The organism is Micromonospora sp. WMMD882, from assembly GCF_027497255.1.
Classification (GTDB): domain Bacteria; phylum Actinomycetota; class Actinomycetes; order Mycobacteriales; family Micromonosporaceae; genus Micromonospora.
The window spans coordinates 4,694,166-4,714,712 of the sequence record NZ_CP114903.1 but is presented as its reverse complement, the minus strand read 5'-3'; the positions used below and the strand labels follow the sequence as shown (position 1 = coordinate 4,714,712).

Annotated in this window: 21 protein-coding genes; 11 read left to right on the top strand and 10 right to left on the bottom strand. The window is 70.8% G+C overall.

Annotation, left to right across the window (positions count from 1 at the left end; genetic code table 11):
• Positions 1-173 precede the first annotated feature (173 nt).
• The 6 genes from O7606_RS19995 to O7606_RS19970 all read left to right on the top strand — a co-directional run bounded on the left by O7606_RS19995 (position 174) and on the right by O7606_RS19970 (position 5,159).
• Positions 174-1,019: an ABC transporter substrate-binding protein gene (locus tag O7606_RS19995; RefSeq protein ID WP_281595552.1), complete on the top strand. Its 846-nt coding sequence runs from the start codon at positions 174-176 to the stop codon at positions 1,017-1,019.
• Positions 1,020-1,119: 100 nt separating this feature from the next.
• Positions 1,120-2,112 (top strand): iron chelate uptake ABC transporter family permease subunit, encoded by a 993-nt coding sequence (locus O7606_RS19990; protein ID WP_281595551.1) that lies wholly within the window; start codon positions 1,120-1,122, stop codon positions 2,110-2,112.
• Complete coding sequence (locus O7606_RS19985; RefSeq protein WP_281595550.1) at positions 2,109-2,915, top strand: ABC transporter ATP-binding protein; 807 nt, start codon at positions 2,109-2,111, stop codon at positions 2,913-2,915. Before O7606_RS19990 ends, O7606_RS19985 begins: the two co-directional genes overlap by 4 nt.
• Positions 2,912-3,652 carry a TauD/TfdA family dioxygenase gene (locus O7606_RS19980; RefSeq protein ID WP_281595549.1) on the top strand — a complete coding sequence of 247 codons (741 nt, stop codon included), beginning with the start codon at positions 2,912-2,914 and terminating at the stop codon, positions 3,650-3,652. The genes O7606_RS19985 and O7606_RS19980 overlap by 4 nt, the downstream gene beginning before the upstream one ends.
• Before the next feature lie 453 nt (positions 3,653-4,105).
• Positions 4,106-4,498, top strand: coding sequence for a hypothetical protein (locus O7606_RS19975; RefSeq protein WP_281595548.1), 393 nt, complete (start codon positions 4,106-4,108; stop codon positions 4,496-4,498).
• A 148-nt stretch (positions 4,499-4,646) separates the two neighbouring features.
• Complete coding sequence (locus tag O7606_RS19970) at positions 4,647-5,159, top strand: hypothetical protein (protein WP_281595547.1); 513 nt, start codon at positions 4,647-4,649, stop codon at positions 5,157-5,159.
• A gap of 28 nt (positions 5,160-5,187) precedes the next feature.
• Here O7606_RS19970 and tsaD read toward each other — a convergent pair whose 3' ends face one another.
• Together tsaD and def are read right to left on the bottom strand one after the other, a co-directional pair.
• Complete coding sequence (gene tsaD, locus O7606_RS19965) at positions 5,188-6,225, bottom strand: tRNA (adenosine(37)-N6)-threonylcarbamoyltransferase complex transferase subunit TsaD (RefSeq protein ID WP_281595546.1); 1,038 nt, start codon at positions 6,223-6,225, stop codon at positions 5,188-5,190.
• A 3-nt stretch (positions 6,226-6,228) separates the two neighbouring features.
• Positions 6,229-6,744: a peptide deformylase gene (def, locus tag O7606_RS19960; protein WP_281599769.1), complete on the bottom strand. Its 516-nt coding sequence runs from the start codon at positions 6,742-6,744 to the stop codon at positions 6,229-6,231.
• Between the two features lie 80 nt (positions 6,745-6,824).
• On the opposite strand from def, the gene alaS reads away from it, so the two are divergent.
• Positions 6,825-9,491: an alanine--tRNA ligase gene (gene alaS, locus O7606_RS19955; protein WP_281595545.1), complete on the top strand. Its 2,667-nt coding sequence runs from the start codon at positions 6,825-6,827 to the stop codon at positions 9,489-9,491.
• A gap of 27 nt (positions 9,492-9,518) precedes the next feature.
• Here alaS and O7606_RS19950 read toward each other — a convergent pair whose 3' ends face one another.
• The gene (locus O7606_RS19950; RefSeq protein ID WP_281599767.1) at positions 9,519-9,941 is read right to left on the bottom strand and encodes a transcriptional repressor; all 423 of its coding nucleotides are present in this window, start codon (positions 9,939-9,941) and stop codon (positions 9,519-9,521) included.
• A 121-nt stretch (positions 9,942-10,062) separates the two neighbouring features.
• Between O7606_RS19950 and O7606_RS19945 the strand changes: the two genes are divergently transcribed.
• Positions 10,063-10,677 (top strand): superoxide dismutase, encoded by a 615-nt coding sequence (locus tag O7606_RS19945; protein ID WP_281595544.1) that lies wholly within the window; start codon positions 10,063-10,065, stop codon positions 10,675-10,677.
• Positions 10,678-10,991: 314 nt separating this feature from the next.
• Here O7606_RS19945 and O7606_RS19940 read toward each other — a convergent pair whose 3' ends face one another.
• Positions 10,992-11,252: a type B 50S ribosomal protein L31 gene (locus O7606_RS19940; protein ID WP_281595543.1), complete on the bottom strand. Its 261-nt coding sequence runs from the start codon at positions 11,250-11,252 to the stop codon at positions 10,992-10,994.
• Positions 11,249-12,544, bottom strand: coding sequence for a GTP-binding protein (locus O7606_RS19935; protein WP_281595542.1), 1,296 nt, complete (start codon positions 12,542-12,544; stop codon positions 11,249-11,251). Before O7606_RS19935 ends, O7606_RS19940 begins: the two co-directional genes overlap by 4 nt.
• A gap of 191 nt (positions 12,545-12,735) precedes the next feature.
• On the opposite strand from O7606_RS19935, the gene rpmG reads away from it, so the two are divergent.
• Together rpmG and rpsN are read left to right on the top strand one after the other, a co-directional pair.
• Positions 12,736-12,873: a 50S ribosomal protein L33 gene (gene rpmG, locus O7606_RS19930; protein ID WP_281595541.1), complete on the top strand. Its 138-nt coding sequence runs from the start codon at positions 12,736-12,738 to the stop codon at positions 12,871-12,873.
• Positions 12,873-13,178 carry a 30S ribosomal protein S14 gene (rpsN, locus tag O7606_RS19925; protein WP_281595540.1) on the top strand — a complete coding sequence of 102 codons (306 nt, stop codon included), beginning with the start codon at positions 12,873-12,875 and terminating at the stop codon, positions 13,176-13,178. The genes rpmG and rpsN overlap by 1 nt, the downstream gene beginning before the upstream one ends.
• A gap of 208 nt (positions 13,179-13,386) precedes the next feature.
• On the opposite strand, the gene O7606_RS19920 is transcribed toward rpsN, so the two are convergent.
• From O7606_RS19920 to O7606_RS19900, 5 genes are all read right to left on the bottom strand, one after another.
• Positions 13,387-14,517: a mandelate racemase/muconate lactonizing enzyme family protein gene (locus O7606_RS19920; protein WP_281595539.1), complete on the bottom strand. Its 1,131-nt coding sequence runs from the start codon at positions 14,515-14,517 to the stop codon at positions 13,387-13,389.
• 84 nt (positions 14,518-14,601) lie between these two features.
• Positions 14,602-15,702, bottom strand: coding sequence for a sugar ABC transporter substrate-binding protein (locus O7606_RS19915; protein ID WP_281595538.1), 1,101 nt, complete (start codon positions 15,700-15,702; stop codon positions 14,602-14,604).
• Between the two features lie 79 nt (positions 15,703-15,781).
• Entirely contained in the window at positions 15,782-16,804 is a 1,023-nt protein-coding gene (locus tag O7606_RS19910; protein WP_281595537.1) for an ABC transporter permease, read from the bottom strand.
• Positions 16,801-17,832, bottom strand: a complete 1,032-nt coding sequence (locus O7606_RS19905) for an ABC transporter permease (RefSeq protein WP_281595536.1) — start codon at positions 17,830-17,832, stop codon at positions 16,801-16,803. The genes O7606_RS19910 and O7606_RS19905 overlap by 4 nt, the downstream gene beginning before the upstream one ends.
• Entirely contained in the window at positions 17,829-19,430 is a 1,602-nt protein-coding gene (locus O7606_RS19900) for a sugar ABC transporter ATP-binding protein (RefSeq protein ID WP_281595535.1), read from the bottom strand. Before O7606_RS19900 ends, O7606_RS19905 begins: the two co-directional genes overlap by 4 nt.
• A gap of 129 nt (positions 19,431-19,559) precedes the next feature.
• On the opposite strand from O7606_RS19900, the gene O7606_RS19895 reads away from it, so the two are divergent.
• The gene (locus tag O7606_RS19895) at positions 19,560-20,546 is read left to right on the top strand and encodes a dihydroxyacetone kinase subunit DhaK (RefSeq protein WP_281595534.1); all 987 of its coding nucleotides are present in this window, start codon (positions 19,560-19,562) and stop codon (positions 20,544-20,546) included.
• Position 20,547 lies beyond the last annotated feature (1 nt).

The following is a 20,547-nucleotide window of genomic DNA, read 5'->3' as shown; positions in this document are numbered from 1 at the left end:
GAAGGAAGCTGATGAGAGGCCGGAGAGCCTGGTGCGTCACCCTCGTCCTGGCGATCACCCTGTCCGGGTGCGCCGAGCCTGCCGGCCCTCCGTCCGACGGGTCCAGGTCAGCCGGTGTTGTGACGGTGTCGAGCTGTGGGCGGGAGTTGTCCTTCCCTCGGGCCCCGGAACGGGTGGTCACACTGGATCAGTCGTCCACCGAAACGCTGCTGGCGTTGGGCCTGGCCGCACGGATGGCGGGCACGTCGAACCTCAAGACCAGGGTGGCGCCACGGTTCCAGGCCGACTACGAGACGATTCCGGTGCTCAACCCCAAGAAGCTGACCGGTGAGCAACTACGGGCGGCCACTCCGGACCTGGTGATGTCGTCCTTCGCCGCGCTCTATACGCGCGAGCAGGTCGGCACCCGGGAGGAACTGGCCGAACTCGGATTGCCGTCCTTCGTGAGCGCGGTCGACTGCCCGGCGGCGAACGGGGCCGGGGCGACGCCGTTCGACCTGCTCTTCACCGACTACGAGAAGCTCGGACGGGTCTTCGGCGTCGAGGACCGGGCAGCCGCCCTGGTCGCCGAGCAGCGTGCCGTACTGGAGCAGGCCGGCGGGACCAGGCGGAGCCTGCGGGAACAGCCTTCGGTGGTGTGGCTCTACTCGGTGTTCAACGGGCTGCCCTATGTGGCCGGCAAGGGTGGCATGCCCAGCGCCATGAGTCAGCTCGTCGGGGCGCGCAACGCGTTCGACGACGTGGACCAGCAGTGGCCGGAGGTGTCCTGGGAGCAGATCGCGCAGCGTGACCCGGACATCATCGTCGTCGGGGACCTGTCCGAACGGGGAGCGCCGGGCGACAGCGCCCAGGAGAAGCTGGCGATGATGCGGCGCGATCCCGTGGTGTCCGAGCTCAGCGCGGTGCGCGAGAACCGGATCATCCAGGTGCCCGGCATCGAGATGGACCCCTCCGTACGGACCGTGGACGCCCTGCGGGTACTGATCGACGGCTTGCGGACCCTCGGATATGTCCGCTAGCGGTGCACCACCGGCCGACGTGCTCCTCCCGACCGCCCGGAGCGCCGCGCCGCCGCCACACCTGCGCACCACACCGCGACGGTCGGGCTGGTCATGGGCTGTGCTGTCCGCCCTGGGCATCGTCCTCCTGGTGGCGTCGATGCTGGTGGCGGTGCGGATCGGCGCCAACGGGGTGGGCTACGCCGAGATCGGTCGGGCGGTCGGTGTACGCGTCGGCTTGGGCGTCGAGCCCCTGCCCCGACTGGTCGACTCGCTCATCTGGCAGCTAAGACTGCCGCGCGTGATGATGGCTGCCCTGGTCGGCGCGCTGCTGGCAGCATGCGGAGCGGTGCTCCAGGCGGTGACCCGTAACGTGTTGGCCGAGCCCTACCTGCTCGGTGTGTCGCACGGCGCTTCCACCGGCGCGGTCGTCGTGGTCGTGCTGGGTGCCGGCGCCGGTGCGCTCGGGCTGACCGGCGGCGCGTTCCTCGGCGCGTTGGGCTCCTTCGGCCTGCTGTTGTTGCTGTTGCGGCGCAGTGGTCTGGACTCGGTCCGGGTGGTGCTGACCGGAGTGGTGATCGGCTACCTGTTCAACGCGGTGATGGCACTGGTCCTGATGGCCTCGGCGGACGCCGAGGCCACCCGGGCGATCACCTTCTGGCTGCTCGGGTCGATGGCCTCGGCGCGTTGGGACGCGGTGCTGGTCTGCGCGGTCGCCCTGGCCGCCGGACTGTCGGTGATGTGGGTCAACGCCACCGCCCTCGACGCCTTCGCCTTCGGCGCGGACACCGCCGCCTCCGTCGGCATCGACGTACGCACGACACGACGGGTGCTGCTCGTCGTCACCGCGCTGCTGACCGCGGTCGCGGTCGCGTCCGTCGGGGCGATCGGGTTCGTCGGGTTGATCGTCCCGCACGCCGTCCGGTTCCTGGTCGGGCCACTGCACCGGGCCCTGTTGCCGTTCAGCGCGCTGGCTGGCGCCGTCTTCCTGGTCTGGACCGACGCGTTGGCGCGGGTCGCGTTCGCGCCGCAGGAGGTGCCCGTCGGGGTGTTCACCGCGCTGCTCGGGGTTCCGTTGTTCCTGCTGATCCTGCGCCGTCGAGGTGAGCTGTGAGGATCAGCGTCGACCGGCTGGGTTGGAGCGCCGGAGACCAGACCATCATCCGGGACATCCAGGTGGAGATCGCCTCAGGCGAGACGGTCGGACTGATCGGGCCGAACGGTTCCGGCAAGTCCACGCTGCTGCGTTGTCTGGCCGGCCTACGGACAGCGACCACCGGCACGGTACGCTACGACGGTCAGGACATTCGAGACTGGAGTACGCGCCGGATCGCCCGACACACCGCGTTCGCCGAGCAGTCCGCCGCGTCCGGCAGCGACCTGACCGTCGCCGACGTGGTCGCACTCGGCCGCACCCCGTTCCGTACCCGATGGCGCGGGCTGGACCGCACCGACCACATGATCATTAGCGCCGCACTTGCCCGGATGGACCTCACCGCGCTCCGCGACCGGACCTGGCCGACGCTGTCCGGCGGCGAGCGGCAGCGGGCCCACATCGCCCGTGCCCTGGCCCAGCGGCCCAGGGCCATTCTTCTCGACGAGCCGACCAACCACCTCGACATCAAGCACCAACTCCAGTTGATGCACCTGCTCGGCGGGACGCCCCAGACGGTCCTGATCGCGCTGCACGACCTGTCCCTGGCCGCCCGCTACTGTGATCGGCTGCTGCTCATGAACGGTGGCGTCCTGGTCGCCGCCGGCACACCACAGAGCGTTCTCACCCCCGCCCGGCTCCGCGAGGTGTTCGAGGTCGACGCGGAGATCGGGCTGGACGGCCTCGGCCACCGAACGGTCACCTACCGGGGAGTCGCCACCTCGGTGACGTCCACGCTCCCGGACGACAGGGTGCGGTCGTGACCGGCGTCGCCGTCGTACCCGATCGTCTCGCCGCCGCCGGCCCGGCCGCTCGCGACCGGCTCGCAGAGACCGGCGCGGTGGTCCTGACCGGCCTTCCCCCCCATCCCGACTCCCTCGCCCAGGTGGCGGCGGCCCTGCTCGGCTCGACCCTGCGGGAGCTGTACCCGCACCGCACCCGCAGGTCGCTGGACGGAGGCGTCATCGACCTGCACGCCGACAGCTTCGACATCGTTGTGGACATCGGTGGGACACCGGTCAGGCGACGGCACCCCGACGAGGACTACGTCCTGGTGCAACTTGTCACCCCGGCGCCGTCGGGTGGGGACTCCTTCGTCCTGGACGCCCACGCGTTCACCGACGCGCTGCCGACGAACCTGCGGACCTTTCTGGCCGGCACGGACGTCGACCTGTACGGCCGTTGGGCGGGTATCCGGGGTCTACCCGCCACCCCCAGGGTCGGTCGGCACATCGAGTACACCCGCACCGGACGACGCATCACCCGGCGCGCCGACGGGGCGCTCCCGCTGCACCGCGACCCGGACGAGGAGTACGTCGCCTCGATGCTCGCCCGCTTCGACGAGGAGGTGGGCCGGGCGCAGTCGGTCCTCCCCCGTTTCCGGCTGTACTCGGGCGACGTGCTCGTGCTGGACAACTACCGGTGCTGGCACGGCCGCGACCCGCACACCGGCGAGCGCGTCACCCACATCCAGACGCTCCGCACCGACCAGGCGGGATGACTGCCGCATCTCGCGGATTCTCCGCCGCTGTGCCTGTTCCAGGCCCTGCCCGTCTCGTTGGGCCCACAGTTTCCTGCGTGCCTCGGTGACCTGTTGCGGGGTGATCTCGCCGGGAAGACGTCCGGACGGCGGGTGGCGGTCTTGACGGGTGGCCGGGTGGTCCGCGTGTCCCCCGTCGGTGCCGCAGCCAGCCCCGGATCAGCCGAAACCGGGTCGACGCACGCGGCAGAGCGGTCGCCGTTGCGACCGCGTCAAGAATCGAGCCGTGGTCGTAGCAGGTGTGTGAAAACCGTCGACGGTGGCCGGCCGCCGGGGGTGATATAGCGACGAGGGTTCGAGATGCGGGCCCGCCGTCGAGGAAGGCGCGTGATGACTGTCGATCCGAATCCTTCGGCCCCGGTCAGCCGCCAACCGACACCGACCGGTGTCAGTGTCGCGGCAGGTTGGGCGGTGATGGCCGCCGCGGCCCTGCTGGCGGCGGCGGTTTTCCCGCCGTCGGAGTCGCCGGGGCGGATGGCCGTCATGGCCGTCGCGGCCGGTGTCTTCGCGTCGGTGGTGGCCGATCTGCGCGCGGTGGCTGCCGTCACCGGGCTCGGGATGGCCATGTTCGTTGGATTCCTGGCCAACCAGCTCGGCGACCTGACCGCCACCGCCGAAGCCTGGTCCTACGCCGTGGTGATCGGTTTCACCGGCGTGCTCGGGAGCGGCTACCGATTCATGCGCCGCATCCCGGGGGCGGCACGCGAAGAGCCTGACCGGGGGGCGGGGCTGCGGCCGTTCACCTGCGGACCCGACCCGCTGATCTCGCCGCCGGACGCTCCGTTCGGTAACTCTCGTGGGGCCTGAACCCCAGGCCACCGCCGCGGACCCGACGGACTGCGGCGGCCTGCCCAGTCCTGCGCTCCCGCACGCCGCCACCTCGGACGGGTTCTTGTCGATCTGTGTGGAACTGGTGACCGGGCGTGGCCGGGACTGGTGGCCACGCCCCGGCCGCGTGTTCACGGCCCACCGCCGGCACACCTTCGCCCAGTTGGCCGAGGCGATCGACGTCGCCTTCGGCCGCTGGGACCTGGCGCACCTGCGCATGTTCGTGCTGCCTGACGGCGTGGACGTGAGCTGGTCGACCTGGCGGGACGGGCCGGCGTTCCCCGGCACCCGCGACGGCCGCCGCAGCCGGTTGGACGCGCTGACCGTCGGCACGGCCTTCGCGTACGTGTTCGACCTGGGCGAGAACTGGACGCACCTGTGCACCGTCGGGCGTTCCGACGTCTCCGCCGAGGTGCTGGAGCCGTCGCAACCGCCCCGGCCCGACCGTGGGTGGGGCGATCTGCCCGATCAGTACGGGCGTCACCACGCCCACGACAGACGCAGCGCCGTAGCGCCGCGCGGCTCGTCGGCGCTGCTGTCGGACCTTCCACCGATCCTGTCCTCCTGGGGAGCCCAGGGCGGTGGGTCGCCGTGCCGCGCCGCCGACGCCGCAGGCGGCACCCTCCCGCGCCGCCGGTGACCCGTTTCACCTGAGCGTGGTCACCTGGTCAGCACAGGTGGTTGCGGATGGTGGCGTAGGTCAGTCGGGCGTTGGGGTCGGCGCCCAGGGTCAGTGGTGACGGGGGGATGTCGGCGCGGACGAGGAGGTCGCCGAGGGCGGCGATCATGGCGCCGTTGTCGGTGCAGAGTCGGGGTGCGGGGACGCGCAGGGTGATGCCGGCGGCGGTGCTGCGTTGTTCGGCGAGGGTGCGGACGCGGGTGTTGGCGGCGACGCCGCCGACGAGCAGCAGGGTGTCGATGTGGTGGTCGCGGCAGGCGGTGACGGCTTTGCGGGTGAGGGTGTCGGCGACGGCTTCCTGGAAGGACGCGGCGATGTCGGCGACGGGCAGCGGGCCGTGGTGGCGTTCGGTCCAGCGGGCGACGGCGGTCTTGAGGCCGGAGAAGGAGAACCGGTAGGGCGGGTCGCCGGGTGCGGTCATCGGGCGGGGGAAGGTGATGGCGTCCGGGTCGCCGTGGCGGGCAGCGGCGTCGATGGCGGATCCGCCGGGGTAGGGCAGGCCGAGGAGGCGGGCGACCTTGTCGAAGGCTTCGCCGGCGGCGTCGTCGGCGGTGTCACCGAGGTGGATGACGGGGTCGCGGGCAAGGTCGCCGAGAAGCAGCAGGCTGGTATGGCCGCCGGAGACGATCAGGGCGATGCTGCGCTGGGGCAGCGGGCCGTGGTCGAGCAGGTCGACGGCGGCGTGGCCGGCGAGGTGGTGTACGCCGTAGAGGGGGACGCCGAGGGTGAGGGCGTAGGCCTTGCCGGCGGCGAGGCCCACCTGCACGGCGGTGGCGAGGCCGGGGCCGGCGGTGGCGGCGACGGCGTCGATGGCGGCGAAGCCGAGGCCGGCGCGGTCGAGGGCGTGCTCGACCATCGGGGTGACGGCGTGCAGGTGGGCGCGGGCGGCGATCTCGGGGACGACGCCGCCGAAGCGGGCGTGCTCGTCCATGCTGGTCGCGAGGGCGTCACCGAGCAGGACGCCGTCGGCGACGATGCCGACGCCGGTTTCGTCGCAGGACGTTTCGATGCCGAGGACGACCGGCACCGGTCAGTCCTGTCCGGTGCCGACACCGACGCCGGGGTGTTCGGCTGCGGCGGCGAGCAGTTGTCTGCGGGTGCGGGCGGGTAGCCGGTCGACGTAGGCGAGGCCGTCGAGGTGGTCGACCTCGTGTTGCAGGCAGCGCGCGAGGGTGCCGGTGCCGTCGATGCGTACGGGCCGGCCGTGCAGGTCGACGCCGGTGACGGTGGCGGTGGCGGGGCGGGTGACCTCGGCGTGCTGGCCGGGCACGGACAGGCAGCCCTCGGAGTCCGTGACCAGGTCACGCTGCTCGGGTAGGCGCAGGACCGGGTTGATGACGTGGGCGACGGTGTGGGCGCCGGTGGCGTCGGGGCAGTCGAGGACGAAGATCCGGGCGTCGACGCCGATCTGGTTGGCGGCGAGGCCCACGCCGTGCGCGGCGTACATGCTGGCGAACATGTCCGCCACGAGGTGGGCGAGGGCGTCGTCGAACCCGGTCACCTCGGCGCAGCGACGGTGCAGCACGGGGGTGCCGTATCGGGTGATGGGTCGTGGGGTGCCGTTCGGTGTCTGCACAGTCGCCCATACTATGCAATTGCCAAAGAGTTGCAGTAAGGATGGACGGTATGCGGACGGCGGAGATCAAGCGGCGGTTCCTAGCCCACTTCGAGGCGAACGGCCATGCCGTGGTGCCGTCCGCTCCGCTGCCCGCCATCAGTGACCCGAACCTGCTGTTCGTCAACGCCGGCATGGTGCAGTTCGTCCCGTACTTCCTGGGTCAGCAGACTCCGCCGTGCGCGCGGGCGACCAGTGTGCAGAAGTGCATCCGTACCCCGGACATCGACGAGGTCGGCAAGACCAGTCGGCATGGCACGTTCTTCCAGATGAACGGCAACTTCTCCTTCGGTGACTACTTCAAGGCCGGGGCGATTCCGCTGGCGTGGGAGCTGTCCACCAGGCCGGTCGGGCAGGGTGGGTTCGGCCTGGACCCGGAGCGGGTGTGGGCGACGGTCTACCTCGACGACGACGAGGCGTTCGGTATCTGGCGTGAGGTCGGTCTGCCGGCCGAGCGGATCGTCCGGCGGGGCAAGAAGGACAACTTCTGGTCGATGGGCATTCCCGGCCCGGCCGGCCCCTGCTCGGAGCTGTACTACGACCGGGGCCCGGAGTACGGGCGTTCCGGTGGCCCGGAGGTCGACGAGGACCGTTACCTGGAGTTCTGGAACCTCGTCTTCATGCAGTACGAGATCGCGGACGTGACCAGCAAGGAGCACTTCCGGATCGTCGGTGACCTGCCCCGCAGGAACATCGACACCGGGATGGGGCTGGAGCGGATGGCGTCCCTGCTCCAGGGTGTCGACAACCTCTACGAGATCGACGAGGTCCGGCCGATCCTGTCCCGCGCCTCCGAGCTGACCGGGAAGCGGTACGGGGCGCGTTCCGGCCACGTGGCCGCCGAGTCCCACCCGGACGACGTGCGGCTGCGGGTGGTCGCCGACCACGTGCGGACGGCGTTGATGCTGATCGGTGACGGGGTCACCCCGGGCAACGAGGGGCGTGGCTACGTGCTGCGCCGGATCATGCGGCGGGCGATCCGGGCGATGCGGCTGCTCGGTTACCAGGACCGGGCGTTGCCCGAGCTGCTGCCGGTGGCCCGGGACTGCATGTCCCCGTCGTACCCGGAGCTGGCGGGTGAGTTCGACCGGATCTCGCAGTACGCGTACGCCGAGGAGGACGCGTTCCTGGCGACGTTGCGGGCCGGCACGACGATCCTGGACACCGCGATCGCCGAGAGCAGGCAGGCGGGTCGGGCGGCGTTGTCGGGGGACAAGGCGTTCCAACTGCACGACACGTACGGCTTCCCGATCGACCTGACCCTGGAGATCGCCGCCGAGCAGGGGTTGACCGTCGACGCGGAGGGCTTCCGCCGGCTGATGGCCGACCAGCGGTCCCGGGCCAAGGCCGACGCGCGGGCCCGCAAGACCGGGCACACCGACCTGACCGCGTACCGGCGGATCATCGACGCGGCCGGCCCGACGGACTGGCGCGCCTACACCGACCTGACGACCGAGTCGACGATCGTGGCGCTCCTGGTCGACGGCGAGCCCGCCCCCGCGACGACCGAGGGGCAGCTCGCCACCGTGGTCCTGGACGTCACCCCGTTCTACGCGGAGTCCGGCGGGCAGGCCGCCGACGCCGGTCACCTCACCGGCCCCGACGGCGCGGGCGAGGTGCTGGACGTGCAGCGCCCGGTCAGGGGCCTCGTCGCGCACCAGGTCCGGGTCACCACCGGACAGCTCACCGTCGGCGCCCGCCTCACCGCCCGGGTCGACGCGCAGTGGCGCCTCGGCGCCCGTCAGGCCCACTCCGGCACCCACGTCCTGCACGCCGCGCTGCGGCAGGTCCTCGGCCCGGCCGCGCTGCAGTCCGGCTCCTACAACCGGCCCGGCTACCTGCGCCTGGACTTCGCCTGGCCGACCGGGCTGTCCCCGGCCACCCGCAGCGAGGTCGAGCACGTGGCCAACCGGGCCCTGCGCGACGACCTGCCGGTCACCGCGCAGGTCATGCCGCTGACCCGGGCCCGGGAACTCGGCGCCCTGGCCCTGTTCGGGGAGACCTACGACGATCAGGTCCGGGTGGTCGAGATCGGCGGGGCCTGGTCCCGGGAGCTGTGCGGCGGTACCCACGTGGCCCACTCCAGCCAGATCGGGCTGCTCGCGCTCACCGGCGAGTCGTCCGTCGGCGCCGGGCACCGCCGCGTCGAGGCGGTCGTCGGACTCGACGGGCTGCGCTACCTCGCCCGGGAACGGGATCTCGTCACCCAGCTCGCCGCGCACCTGCAGGCCCCGCGCGAGGACCTACCCGAACGCATCGGCGCGCTGCTCGGCCGTGCCAAGGCCGCCGAACGCCGCGCCGACCAACTCGCCCGTGAGCTCACCGCCCAGCGGGCCCGCCGCCTCGCCACCGACGCGGCGCAGGTCGGTGGCGCCCGCTACGTCGGCATGGTCGCGGCCGGTGACGAGGACCCGCGGCAGCTCGCCGAGCTGATCTGTGCCGCGCTACCCCAGGGACAGCCGGGCGTGGTGGCGGTCGCCGCGTCCGCGCAGCGCAACACCCGTTTGGTCGTCGCCGCCACCGCAACGGCGCCGGTGGCGCTCAGCGCCGTACGCCTGGTGAAGGCCGTCCTCGGCGGGCGTGGCGGCGGCACCGACCGCCTGGCGCAGGGCGGTGCCGCTGGTCTGACCGCCGATGCCGCGCTCGCCGCCGTCGCCGGGATCATGCGAACGGGTTGACCAGCGTGCCTGCCGCCGCCGGGGTGATCAGGCGGGCGAGGTGCGGCACGGCGCGCACCGCCCGTAGACGACGACCCCGCCGCTGCCACCGTGCGGGTCCACCTCCACCCCGACCACCCGGGCCGCCGCGACACTGTCCGCGACAGCCGGCACCGGCAGTTGGCGCATGACGCCGCAGCCCTGGCACACCGCGTGATGGTGTGGCTGGTCGGCCAACCCGAACGTCGCCGCCGCGCCGACCGGGACCGAATGGGCGACCCCCAGATCGACCAGGCTCGCCAGTACGCGGTGCACGGTGGACAGCTCCACCGTCAGTCCCTGGCCGGTGAGTCGTTGATGGACCTGGGTAGCGCTGAGGTGCCGACGCTCACCGGCTGCCTCCCCGAGGGCTTCCAGGACTCCGCGACGCGCGAGGGTCGCACGTAGGCCGGCGCGGCGGAGCCGGTCCATCGCCGCGGTCACCCGATCGGTCTGCGATGTGATCAATCCCCGCTCCCCACGACAGCCGCCGCCTTGTTGCAAGATACTGGCAACAACGAAACTACGGCAGTATCACCGGAAAGGGATCCTGATGGCGGTCTACACCCTGCCCGACATGCCCTACGACTACGGCGCCCTGGAGCCGGCCATGTCCGGTCAGATCCTGGAGCTGCACCACAGCAAGCACCACGCCGCGTACGTCAAGGGCGCCAACGACGGCCTCGAGCAGCTCGCCGAGGCCCGCGCCAAGGGCGACTTCGGCACCCTGGTCGGGCTGGAGAAGACGTTCGCGTTCAACCTGTCCGGCCACGTGCTGCACACCATCTTCTGGGGCAACCTGTCCCCGGACGGCGGCGACCGGCCCGACGGCGAGCTGGCGGCGGCGATCGACGAGCATTTCGGCTCGTTCGACGCGTTCGCCGGGCAACTGTCGGCGGCGACGAAGAGCGTGCAGGGCTCAGGCTGGGGTGTGCTGGGGTGGGAGCCGCTCGGGCAGCGGCTCGTCGTCGAGCAGGTCTACGACCACCACGGCAACGTCGGGCAGGGCACCACGCCGCTGCTGGTCTTCGACGCCTGGGAGCACGCCTACTACCTGCAGTACAAGAATGTGCGTCCCGACTACGTCGACCGGCTGTGGAACCTGGTCAACTGGTCGGACGTGATCTCCCGCTTCGACGCCGCCCGCGCCACGGGCCCGAAGATCTGACCCGGGTGAGCGAAGCAACCCGCCGACCTTGTTGCAGATGACTGGCAATTGCCGCACTATGGCAACAGGTGCTGTTCGAATGCGGGCGCACCTGGCAGGCGGTCCCCCCGGCACGCGATGATCCGTACCACCGCCGGGGGTGACCACCGCCCCGCCGCTCTGGATCGGGAAGCGCGTGAGCCGCGTCGGGCGAGCCAGATTCCGAAGTCCGCCGGCGCGTCTCCCCGCCGCCGAGCTGGGCCGCCCGGGGTGCTGGTGCGGTGCCGCAGTGCCGGTAGGGCACGCCGCGGGCGGTGATCACCGCAGGTGGGCGCTCATCTACCCTGAGAGCCGCGGCGGGCGTACTTCTGGCGGAACTTCTCGACCCGGCCGGCGGTGTCGAGCAGGCGTTGCTTGCCGGTCCAGAAGGGGTGGCTGGCGGAGGAGATCTGGACGTCGATGACGGGGTAGGTGTTGCCGTCGGTCCACTCGACGGTCTGGTCGCTGGTGGCGGTGGAGCGGGTGAGGAAGGCGAAGTCGGCGCCCTTGTCGCGGTAGACGACGGGCCGGTACTCGGGGTGGATTCCGGGCTTCATGCGGGTTGCGCTCCGTCGGTGTCGGCGTCGGCCAGTTCCTGCGTGTCCAGCGGGAAGCAGCCGGCGAAGGGGTCGGGGTAGGCGCGCCAGGTCTGCTCGCCGTCGGCGAGTTCGGCGTCGGTGAGCAGGCAGCCGGTGAGGGTACGGTGCAGTTCGACGGGATCGATGTCGATGCCGATGAAGACCAGGTGCTGGTGCCGGTCGCCGTAGTAGGGGTCCCAGTCGAGGGCGGCAGCGAGGCGGCGCTGGTCGTCGACGTGATCCCAGCGGTCGGTGGGCAGGCTGACCAGCCAGTGTCCGAGGGACCCCATGGCCAGGCCACCGCCGGCGAACTCCCAGGCGATCACGGTGTCGGGCTGGCTGGCCAGCCAGAAGTGGCCCCGGGATCGGACGAGCTCGGCGTTTACCTCTTCGAGGACGTCGTGCAGACGCTGCGGGTGAAACGGCCGGCGGGCGCGGAAGACGGCGGAGACGACTCCGCAGTCGGGCTCCGGCTCGTGCGTGCCGAGGGCATAGCCCTGCAGACCACGGGCGAGCACTCCGGGGGTCTCGGGGCGGTGCCGGTGGGTGTGCCGCAGCAGCCGGTTCAGCCTGGTGGCGTCGACACGGTCGCCGCCGACCCGGAAGTGGGTGGCCCACGGCGTCATGCGTTGCAGCAGGACCGACAACCTGCCGGTGTCGAACTCGCCGTCCGGGGAGTGTCCCCAGAGGACCAGGGTGTCGGCGTACTCGATCTGGCGGACCACGACGTCGGCGAGCGCGCGGTGGTCGTCCTCGGCGGCCTGGATGCCGAGGGCGGTGAGGTCGTCGGTGCTGGCGAGCGCGTCGAGCAGGTGTTCGGCGTCGACGACGGTGACGTACGAGTCGACCCGGACGAGTTCGGTGATCGGCGCGCCGTCGACCAGGCAGCAGGCGCAGGCGGCGGCGACCGCCTCCGGTTCCACCACTTCGGGCAGCATCAGGACCAGGTCCCGACCGGGGTGGCTACGGGTGAGCCGGACGAGGGTGGGCAGCACGTCCTCGCGCAGGGTGCAGGAGACGCAGCCGTGCCGCAACACGACCTGCTCGTCCTCGACGATGCCGGCGCCGCTGCGGACCACCCGTCGGACGACGCCGTCGCGGATCCCGGTCAGGTCGTGCCGGACCAGCAGCAGTGCCGGGTCGGCGGCGAGCAGGGCGCGGGCGACGCCGAAGGTCGCCGCCGGCCAGAACCCGGACAGCACGGTCAGCGACGGGCGGGTGCCGGGGTCCGCTGTCACGGCATGGGTCGGGGCCTGTGGTGACGACGACATCGAATTCCTCTCGACTTACCTGAAAACGATTGTCATTCTAAGCACATGAAGGCTGCGGAAGCGAGCGGCACTGCCCGGAGGCGTCCGATGGACTCCTCCGGAGCCGGCGAGGTCCTCACCGTCACGGTCCAGGTGAGGGTCGGTCCGGGCGCCCGCGCGGAGGACATCGACCGCTTCGACGCTCTGCTGGCGTGCGGCTGCGCAGCACCGCACGCACCGGCTACACCTACGTCACCCGCAAGAACCGCCGCAACGACCCGGACCGCCTCTCGCTACGCAAGTACGACCCGATCGCGCGCCGCCACGTCGAGTTCCGCGAGGCCCGCTGATGGCCAAGAAAAGCCTGGTCAACCGGCAAGCCCGCCGCGAAAAACTGGTAGCCCGGCACGCCCCGGCGCGGACGGAACTCAAGCGGGTGGTCGCCCATCCGGACACCGACCCGGACGTACGCGCCAAGACGGCCCGCCGGCTCAGCCGGCTGCCACCGGACTCCAGCCCGGTACGGCTGCGGTCACGGGACCAGATCGACGGCCGTCCGCGCGGGGTGCTGTCCCGGTTCGGACTGTCCCGGGTGCGCTTCCGCGAGCTGGCCCTACGCGGCGAGCTCCCCGGGATACGCAAGGCGTCGTGGTGATCTCACCGGCGCGGAGGACGCCCCGGGCCGTCACGTACGGACGGGACCACCTCGGTGCTGACGTGGTTCGTGGTGGATGGTCAGGCCGGATGGGACGGGGCCTGGTGGTTGGTGGACTCTGACGGGATGCTCCCGTGGTGTCGGAGCATGTGCCACACTCGCGCCTGCCGGCGGACGAACGCGCCCGCCGGCAGACGCGAGAGGCGCACTACTCTCCGATCCGGACGCGGAACCGCTCCTCCGCGCCGTCGGCGACGCTCACCCCGATGCCGGGCTGCTCGTTGCCCCAGACCCGGCCCTCCCTGACCACCGGCGGGTCGGTGAGGAACCCCTCCCAGCCGAGGCCGCCGTAGGCGTCGAACTCGATCAGCGGGGCGTTGTCGCAACTGAGAATGACCTGAAGCCCTGCCCGGATGCCGATGCCGGTGCCCGAGGAACAACCGATGTGCGGCACGCACCTGAGGTTCCAGGCGCTGGCCATGTCGGCGATCCGCTTGAGTTCGGAGATGCCGCCCACGCTGGCGGCGTCGGGTTGGACGATGTCGAACGGCAGCTTCTCCATCAGGTCGATGTACTCGAACCGGGTCAGCAGCGACTCGCCGCCGGCCAGCGGGATGTCCACCCGGTCCGCCAGCCAGGAGTGGCCCGAGACGTACTGTGACAGGCTGCAGGAGCTGATCGGCTCCTCCAGCCACGCCACCTGGAGGTCGTGCAGCTCCTTGGCCAGTGTCAGGGCGCCCCTGCGGTCGTACGCCATGTTGGCGTCGACCATCAGGTCGACGCCGGCGCCGACCGCGGAGCGTACCGACTGTACGAGATGGACCGCGCCGGACAGGTCCCCGTCGACCCGCAGCTTGATCGCCGTGTAGCCGGCCGCGACCGCTTCCCGGGCTTCGGCGACGGCCTTCTCCGCGGATTTCAGTGAGGGGGCGAAATACGCCCGCACCGAGTGCTTCGCCGTGCCGAGCAGCCGGTGCACCGGCTGGCCGGTCGTCTTGCCGAGCAGATCCCAGAGCGCGATGTCGATGCCGCTCAGCGCGTATGTCTCGATGCCGCGGCGGCCCCACATGTGGGTGGCCCGCAGCATGTCGTGCCACAAGGCGCCGATGTCCCTCGGGTCCCGACCGATGATCATGGGGCCGAGCTGGCCGTTGATCAGCGGGCCGACGGTCGGGAAGTACTCGGCCGAGAAGCCCGCCTCACCGATGCCCACCAGTCCGTCGCTGGTGCTGACCTCGACGATGATGCCGCCCTTGACGCTCACCGCCATGGATCCCCAGCGCAGCTCCTCGGTCAGGGGCAGCCCGACGGGATACGCCCGTACGCCTACGATCTTCATGCTCGATTCACCGTTCGCCTCGTCGCTGCTGATTGGGTAGTGGCGCGCCCGGCCGCCGGGTCACCGCCACCGGGCGCGCCCGGGTCAGGCGTACTTCTTGGGGGCCGCGAGCGCCCACTCCGTGTACGCCTGGTGCCAGTCCACGTTGCTCTGGTCGACGACCTGGGTGGGGTTGTTGATGAACTGGGTGACCGTCTGGCCGAGCACCGCCGTGACGAAGATCGCCTCGACCAGGTTCTGCCCCTGGTCGACCCCGCCGATGTCGACGGTGGCGGTCAGCTTGCCGGCCCTGATCTGCTGGTACCCGGAGAGGAGGCCGTCCGCGCCGATGGTCAGGATCCCGTCGGACCCGTCCCAGTGCTTGAGACCTGCGGTGTCGATGGCCTGGGACGCGCCGAGCGCCATCTCCTCGTTCTCGCCGTAGATGGCGTTGACGTCGCGGTTCTTGGTCAGCAGGTCCTGCGCCGCGGCCAGGCCCTTGTCGCGTACGTAGCCACCGTCGGCCTCGCCGACCACCTTGATGCCCGGGTTCTCGGCGAGCGCCCGCTCGAACCCGATCCTGCGGCCGCGGGTCCAGTCCGAGCCGGACGGCCCCCAGATCTGCAGGATGTTGCCCTGCCCCTTGAGTTTCTCGGCGATGTACCTGCCCGCGAGGTATCCGGACTGCCAGCGGTTGTCGTAGCCGACGTTGGTGACGGTCTGCAACTGGTCCTCGGGGTACAGCTCGGCCGGTTGGTTGAACTGGTAGATCCGGACGCCCTTCCCGGTGGCGTCCCGGTACAGGTTCTGGACGGTGGCGAAGTTCGCGCCGGTGCACACCGCGATGGCGTCGAACTTGCGGGCCACCCACGACTGCACGATGCCGAGGGTGCCCTGGACCGCGTTGAAGTCACCGACCGGCGCCTGCCGCTCCCAGACCCACCGGCAGCCGAACCGCTGCTCGTACTCGTGCATTCTGCGCCAGGCGGCGTGCTCGATCTGGGTGAAGTTCTCGGACAGCACCGGCGGGGTGAAACCGATCTTGATCTCCCTGCCGTTGACGATCTTCTTGACGGCCTCGTCGAACGACTCGCTGGCCGGTCCGTCGCCGTCGGCGGCATCTCTCGTCCCGCCGTTCGGCGAGCAGCCGGCCAACAGGGACCCGCCGACACCGGCTCCGGCCAACAGGCCGGCGGTGCGCAGCATCCGTCGTCGCGATAGTCCATCGAAGTTTTTCATGTCGATCTCCCGGTGCGTGCGGTGGATGGTCGGAGGCGGTGTGGGTTCAGCGACGGGGGGCGTCGAGCGAACGGGTGATGCCGCTCCACGCCTGGTTCGCCAGGACGGCGAGGATGAGGACGAGCCCGGTGACCACGGCCTGCCAGCTCGACTCGACGCCCGTCAGGTTGATGATGTTGCGGGTCAGGGTCAGGGTCAGCGCGCCGACGAGCGCGCCGAGCACCCGTCCCTTGCCACCGAACAGCGATGCGCCGCCGATCACGGCCGCCGCGATGGCGCTGATCTCGTAGCCGTTGCCGATCAGGGGCGGCACGGTGGTCGTGCGGCCGGCGATGTGGATGCCGGCGACGGCGGCCATCAGACCGCTGATCATGTACGCGGAGATCTTGATGCGGTCGACGCGGATCCCGGCGTTCATCGCGCCGGCCGCGGAGCTGCCGACCGCGTAGAACTTCACACCGTAGGTGGTGCGACGGAGGAACACCGAGACCGCGACGCAGACCGCGACGACCAGCAGCATCGGCACGGTGATCGGGCCGAGAAGCTGACGCAGCCCACCGATGTAGTAGTACGTGTCGGTCATGTAGCCGAGAATCGGCACACCGGCGGTCCAGTAGAGCAGGAAGCCACCGGCCAGGCCGAGCATCGCCAGGGTCGCGATCAGGTCCGGGATGCCGAGCTTCGTGATGAGCAGCCCGTTGACCAGGCCGATCCCGGCGCCGACGCCGAGCGCCGCGAGGAACGCGACGGCGATCGGCAGCCCGTTGTTGAGGCAGCTCGCCACCACGCCGGCGCTCAGGCCCATCACCGACCCGACCGACAGGTCGAGGCCACCGGCGATCAGGACCACGGTCATCCCGATCGCGAGGAAGCTCACGGTCATCATGGCGTTGACGATGTTCGTCAGGTTGCCGACGGTGGCGAAGGTCGGCTCGACTGCCGACATCACCGCGGACACGACGACGAGCAGGACGAGGATCCCGAACAGCGGATCCCGCATGATCCGGGAGAGGAGCACGGAGAGCCGCCCGTCGGTGGCGGACATCCGGTCGTCGGTGAGGGTGGTCATCGTCGCCCCTTGATCGTCGCCGGCTGAGGTTCGGTCGCCGGTGTCCGCACGGGCGCCGGGGCGCGTAGCGTCAGGGCGTAGCGGCGGACGCCGCGGTCCACGACGACGCCGACGAGGATGCAGACGCCGGTGATGATGGAGAAGATGAGCGGGTCGACGCCCATCAGGCGGAATCCCTGCTTGAGGGTCACCAGCAGGAACGCGCCGAGGGCGGCCTGCCAGATCCCGCCCCGGCCGCCGGCGAGGCTCACCCCACCGAGCACGGCCGCGGCGACCGCGATCAGCTCGTAGCCGCCGGCCATGCCGGCCTGGACGGAGTTGAGCCGGGCGGCGAGCAGGACGCCGCCGAAGCCGGCCAGGCCGCCCGAGACGAGGTAGGCGTAGAGCTTGAGCCGTCCGACGTCGAGGCCGGCGACCAGGGCCGGCGCCCGGCCCATCCCGGCCGCCCGGATCCTGCGGCCGAAAGCGGTCCTCAGGAGCACGAGGTGCAGCGCCGCGATGATCACGACGGTCAGGATCATCGCGCTGGTGACGCCGCCGAGGGAGGCGCCGGCGACGCCGAGGAACGTCTCGTCGGCCGTGCCGGTCAGTTGGACGTGGTCGGTGAGCACCACCAGCAGGCCGGCGGCGACGTTGAGGGTGCCCAGGGTGACGATGAAGTCGTTGAGCTGGAACATGACGATGACCAGGCCGTTGACGAGCCCGAAGGCGAGCCCGGTCCCGATTCCGACCAGAACTGACACCATCGGGTGGAAGCCCTGCATCGAGGCCCAGAGCGAGGTGCCGGCGCTGAGGCCGAGGACCGCGCCGACCGAGAGGTCGATCCCGCCGGCGATGATGACCAGGGCCAGCCCGGCGGTGATGACGAAGATCGGTACTTCCTCGTTGAGGTAGTACCCGATCGAGTCGCCGTCGGCGAACGACGGCACGGCCAGCACGAAGCCGACGGTGACCGCGGTGACGGCCAGGAGGATGGGCACGCCTTCGATCCCGAGGAACCGGGCGGCGCCGGGGCGTAGGTTCTTCATCGGTCAGCTCTCGATGCCTTGTCGATGATGGCGTGCTTGACGGCGTCGTAGCCCTCTGTCGCCACCCGGTGGGGGATGTCGCTGATCTCGCCGACGAGCGCTCCGCGGTTCAGCACGATGACCCGGTCGCAGAGGCTGATCAGCTCGGCGAACTCCGAGGCGATGACGATGACCGAGGTGCCCTCCGCCACGACGTCCCGGATGAGACGGTGGACCTCGGCTTTCGCGTGGATGTCGATGCCCTGGGTCGGCTCGTCGAAGATGAGGATCGACGGCTTCGTGTTCAGACAACGGGCGATGATCGCCTTCTGCTGGTTGCCGCCGCTGAGGTTGCGGATCGGCTCCGCCGGGCCGGGCGTCTTGATCCCCAGACGACGGACGTACGAGTCGGTGAGCGCCCGTTCCCGTCCTCGACGCAGCAGGCCGGCCGCGGTCACCGTGCCGAGCGCGGAGACCGAGATGTTCTCGGCGACGGAGAGGTCCGGGAGGATGCCCAACTGCTTGCGGTCCTCGGGAACCATGGCGAGTCCGGCCCGGTACGCCACCTTGGGGTGCCCGATCCGGCTGGGGCGGCCGTCGATCTCGATCCGGCCGGAGGAGAGTTTGTCCAGGCCCATCAGCGCCCGTACCAGCTCGGTTCGTCCGGAGCCGGCCAGGCCGGCGACACCCAGGACCTCCCCGCGCCGCAGGTCGAAGGAGATGTCGCGGAGCACCCCGTGGCGGCTCAGGTTCGACGCCCGCAGCCGTGGCTGGCTCTCGCCACCGTCCCGCCGCCTCGGCGTGGGCACGGTGGCGGCGGACTCCATGAGCTCCGTCGCGTCCCCGCCGAACATCTGCACCGCCAGCTCACGTTTGGTGAGCTGGGTGGTCCCGGTACGCGCGATGGTCCGGCCGTCGCGCATCACGGTCACCACGTCGGCGAGTCCGAACACCTCGTCGAGGTGGTGGGTGACCCAGATCAGGGCGACGCCGCGACGCTGGAGGCTGCGCATGTGCTCGAAGAGCAGCGTCTTCTCGTGCTCCTCGAGCCCCGACGTCGGTTCGTCGAGGATCAGGATCTGCGGCGGTACGGCGAGCGCCTTGACGATCTCGATGGCCCGCTTCTTGAGCGCCCCGAACTCGCCGACCGGCCGCCACAGCTCGGATCTGGTGATGCCGAACTCGGCAGCGAGGTCGGCGATCCGGCGGGCGATCTGGTGGCGGTTGACGAACGGTGAGCTCCTGCCGGTCAGCGCCGCCTCCCGGCCGAGGAAGATGTTCTCCAGCACGGTCAGGTCCGGAACGGTGGACAGTTCCTGGTGGATGGTGCTGATGCCGAGCGCCTGCGCCTGTCGGGGATGTCCGATCGACACCTCGCGGCCGGCCAGTTCGATTCTGCCGGAGTCCGCGACGACGAGGCCGGACAGCACGTTCAGCAGGGTCGACTTGCCCGCGCCGTTCCCGCCGAGCAGAGCCTGAATCTCACCCCTGTGCACCAGCAGGCTCACCCCGTCCAGGGCGCGGACGCCCTGGAACCGCTTGCGGATGTCCGTCATGCGTAGGAGCGGAGCCGTCGCGGGCTGCCGCCCGTCCGCCGGCACCGGTGGTGGCGCGTCCATGCCTGCTCCTCTCGACAATCAGTGGTCTTGTGATCGGGTGGTCCGACCAATATCCTGAGATCCGAGCCACAAAGTCAAGAGGTCGATCGGTTCTTCTCCGCAGAAAGGGCGGGCAGGATGCGGAAGATCATGGGTACCGCCTCGGAGGTCGTTCCGGACTACCTGCGCGGGCTGGCAGCCGCCCATCCCGACGTGGTCGAGTACGACCCGGAGCACCGCATAGTCGTGCGGCGGGCACCGACGGTGACCGACAAGGTGGGCGTCATCTCCGGCGGCGGATCAGGTTGCGAACCGCTGCACGCCGGATACGTCGGCCTCGGCATGCTCGACGCCGCATGCCCCGGTGAGGTGTTCGCGTCCCCGGTGCCGGACCAGATCCTGGCGGCGACCCGGCACGCCGACCGCGGCGCCGGCGTGCTGTACCTCATCAAGAACTTCGGCGGTGAGGTGATGAACTTCGGCCTGGCCGCCGAAGTCCTCCGCCGCAGGGGCGTCCGGATCGAGAAGGTCGTCGTCAACGACGACGCGTCGTTCCCACCGGAGCTCGCCGGACGGCGCCGGGGCCTCGGCGCGACGGTGCTGGCCGAGAAGATCGCCGGGGCCGCCGCCGAGCAGGGACGCCCGCTCGACGAGGTCGCCGCCCTCGCCCGTCGGGTCGTCGAGCGCAGCCGGACCTTCGGTGCCGCGCTGAGCTCGTGCACGCACCCGAGAACCGGACGGCGCACGTTCGACCTTCCCGACGGGGAGTACGAGGTCGGCGTCGGCATCGGCGGTGACCGCGGCCACGAGCGGATGCCGCTACCGCCCGTCGGCGAGATCGCCGACGTACTGCTGGAGCGGGTCACCGGCGAGCTGGCCCTCCGACCCGGCAACCGCGTTCTGGTGCTGCTCAGCGGCCTCGGCTCGACCCCCGCCCTTGAGCTGTACGGGCTGTTCGCGGCGGTCTGTGACCGCCTCGTCCGACACGGCGTCGTGCCCGTCCGGAGCCTGGTCGGCGACTACCTCACCTCGCTCGACTCGCTGGGCGCGCTGCTCACCGTGCTGCACGTCGACGAGGAGCTACTCGACCTGTGGGACCGACCCGTTCACACGCCTTCGCTGCGCTGGGGAGTCTGAG

Bases quoted from the DNA above. Each gene is read 5' to 3' on its own strand.
- O7606_RS19975 (WP_281595548.1), top strand. From the start codon at position 4,106: ATGGCCGCCGCGGCCCTGCTGGCGGCGGCGGTTTTCCCGCCGTCGGAG.
- alaS (WP_281595545.1), top strand. From the start codon at position 6,825: ATGCGGACGGCGGAGATCAAGCGGCGGTTCCTAGCCCACTTCGAGGCG.
- O7606_RS19950 (WP_281599767.1), bottom strand. From the start codon at position 9,941: ATGGACCGGCTCCGCCGCGCCGGCCTACGTGCGACCCTCGCGCGTCGC.
- O7606_RS19945 (WP_281595544.1), top strand. From the start codon at position 10,063: ATGGCGGTCTACACCCTGCCCGACATGCCCTACGACTACGGCGCCCTG.
- O7606_RS19940 (WP_281595543.1), bottom strand. From the start codon at position 11,252: ATGAAGCCCGGAATCCACCCCGAGTACCGGCCCGTCGTCTACCGCGAC.
- O7606_RS19935 (WP_281595542.1), bottom strand. From the start codon at position 12,544: ATGTCGTCGTCACCACAGGCCCCGACCCATGCCGTGACAGCGGACCCC.
- rpsN (WP_281595540.1), top strand. From the start codon at position 12,873: ATGGCCAAGAAAAGCCTGGTCAACCGGCAAGCCCGCCGCGAAAAACTG.
- O7606_RS19920 (WP_281595539.1), bottom strand. From the start codon at position 14,517: ATGAAGATCGTAGGCGTACGGGCGTATCCCGTCGGGCTGCCCCTGACC.
- O7606_RS19915 (WP_281595538.1), bottom strand. From the start codon at position 15,702: ATGCTGCGCACCGCCGGCCTGTTGGCCGGAGCCGGTGTCGGCGGGTCC.
- O7606_RS19910 (WP_281595537.1), bottom strand. From the start codon at position 16,804: ATGACCACCCTCACCGACGACCGGATGTCCGCCACCGACGGGCGGCTC.
- O7606_RS19905 (WP_281595536.1), bottom strand. From the start codon at position 17,832: ATGAAGAACCTACGCCCCGGCGCCGCCCGGTTCCTCGGGATCGAAGGC.
- O7606_RS19900 (WP_281595535.1), bottom strand. From the start codon at position 19,430: ATGGACGCGCCACCACCGGTGCCGGCGGACGGGCGGCAGCCCGCGACG.
- O7606_RS19895 (WP_281595534.1), top strand. From the start codon at position 19,560: ATGGGTACCGCCTCGGAGGTCGTTCCGGACTACCTGCGCGGGCTGGCA.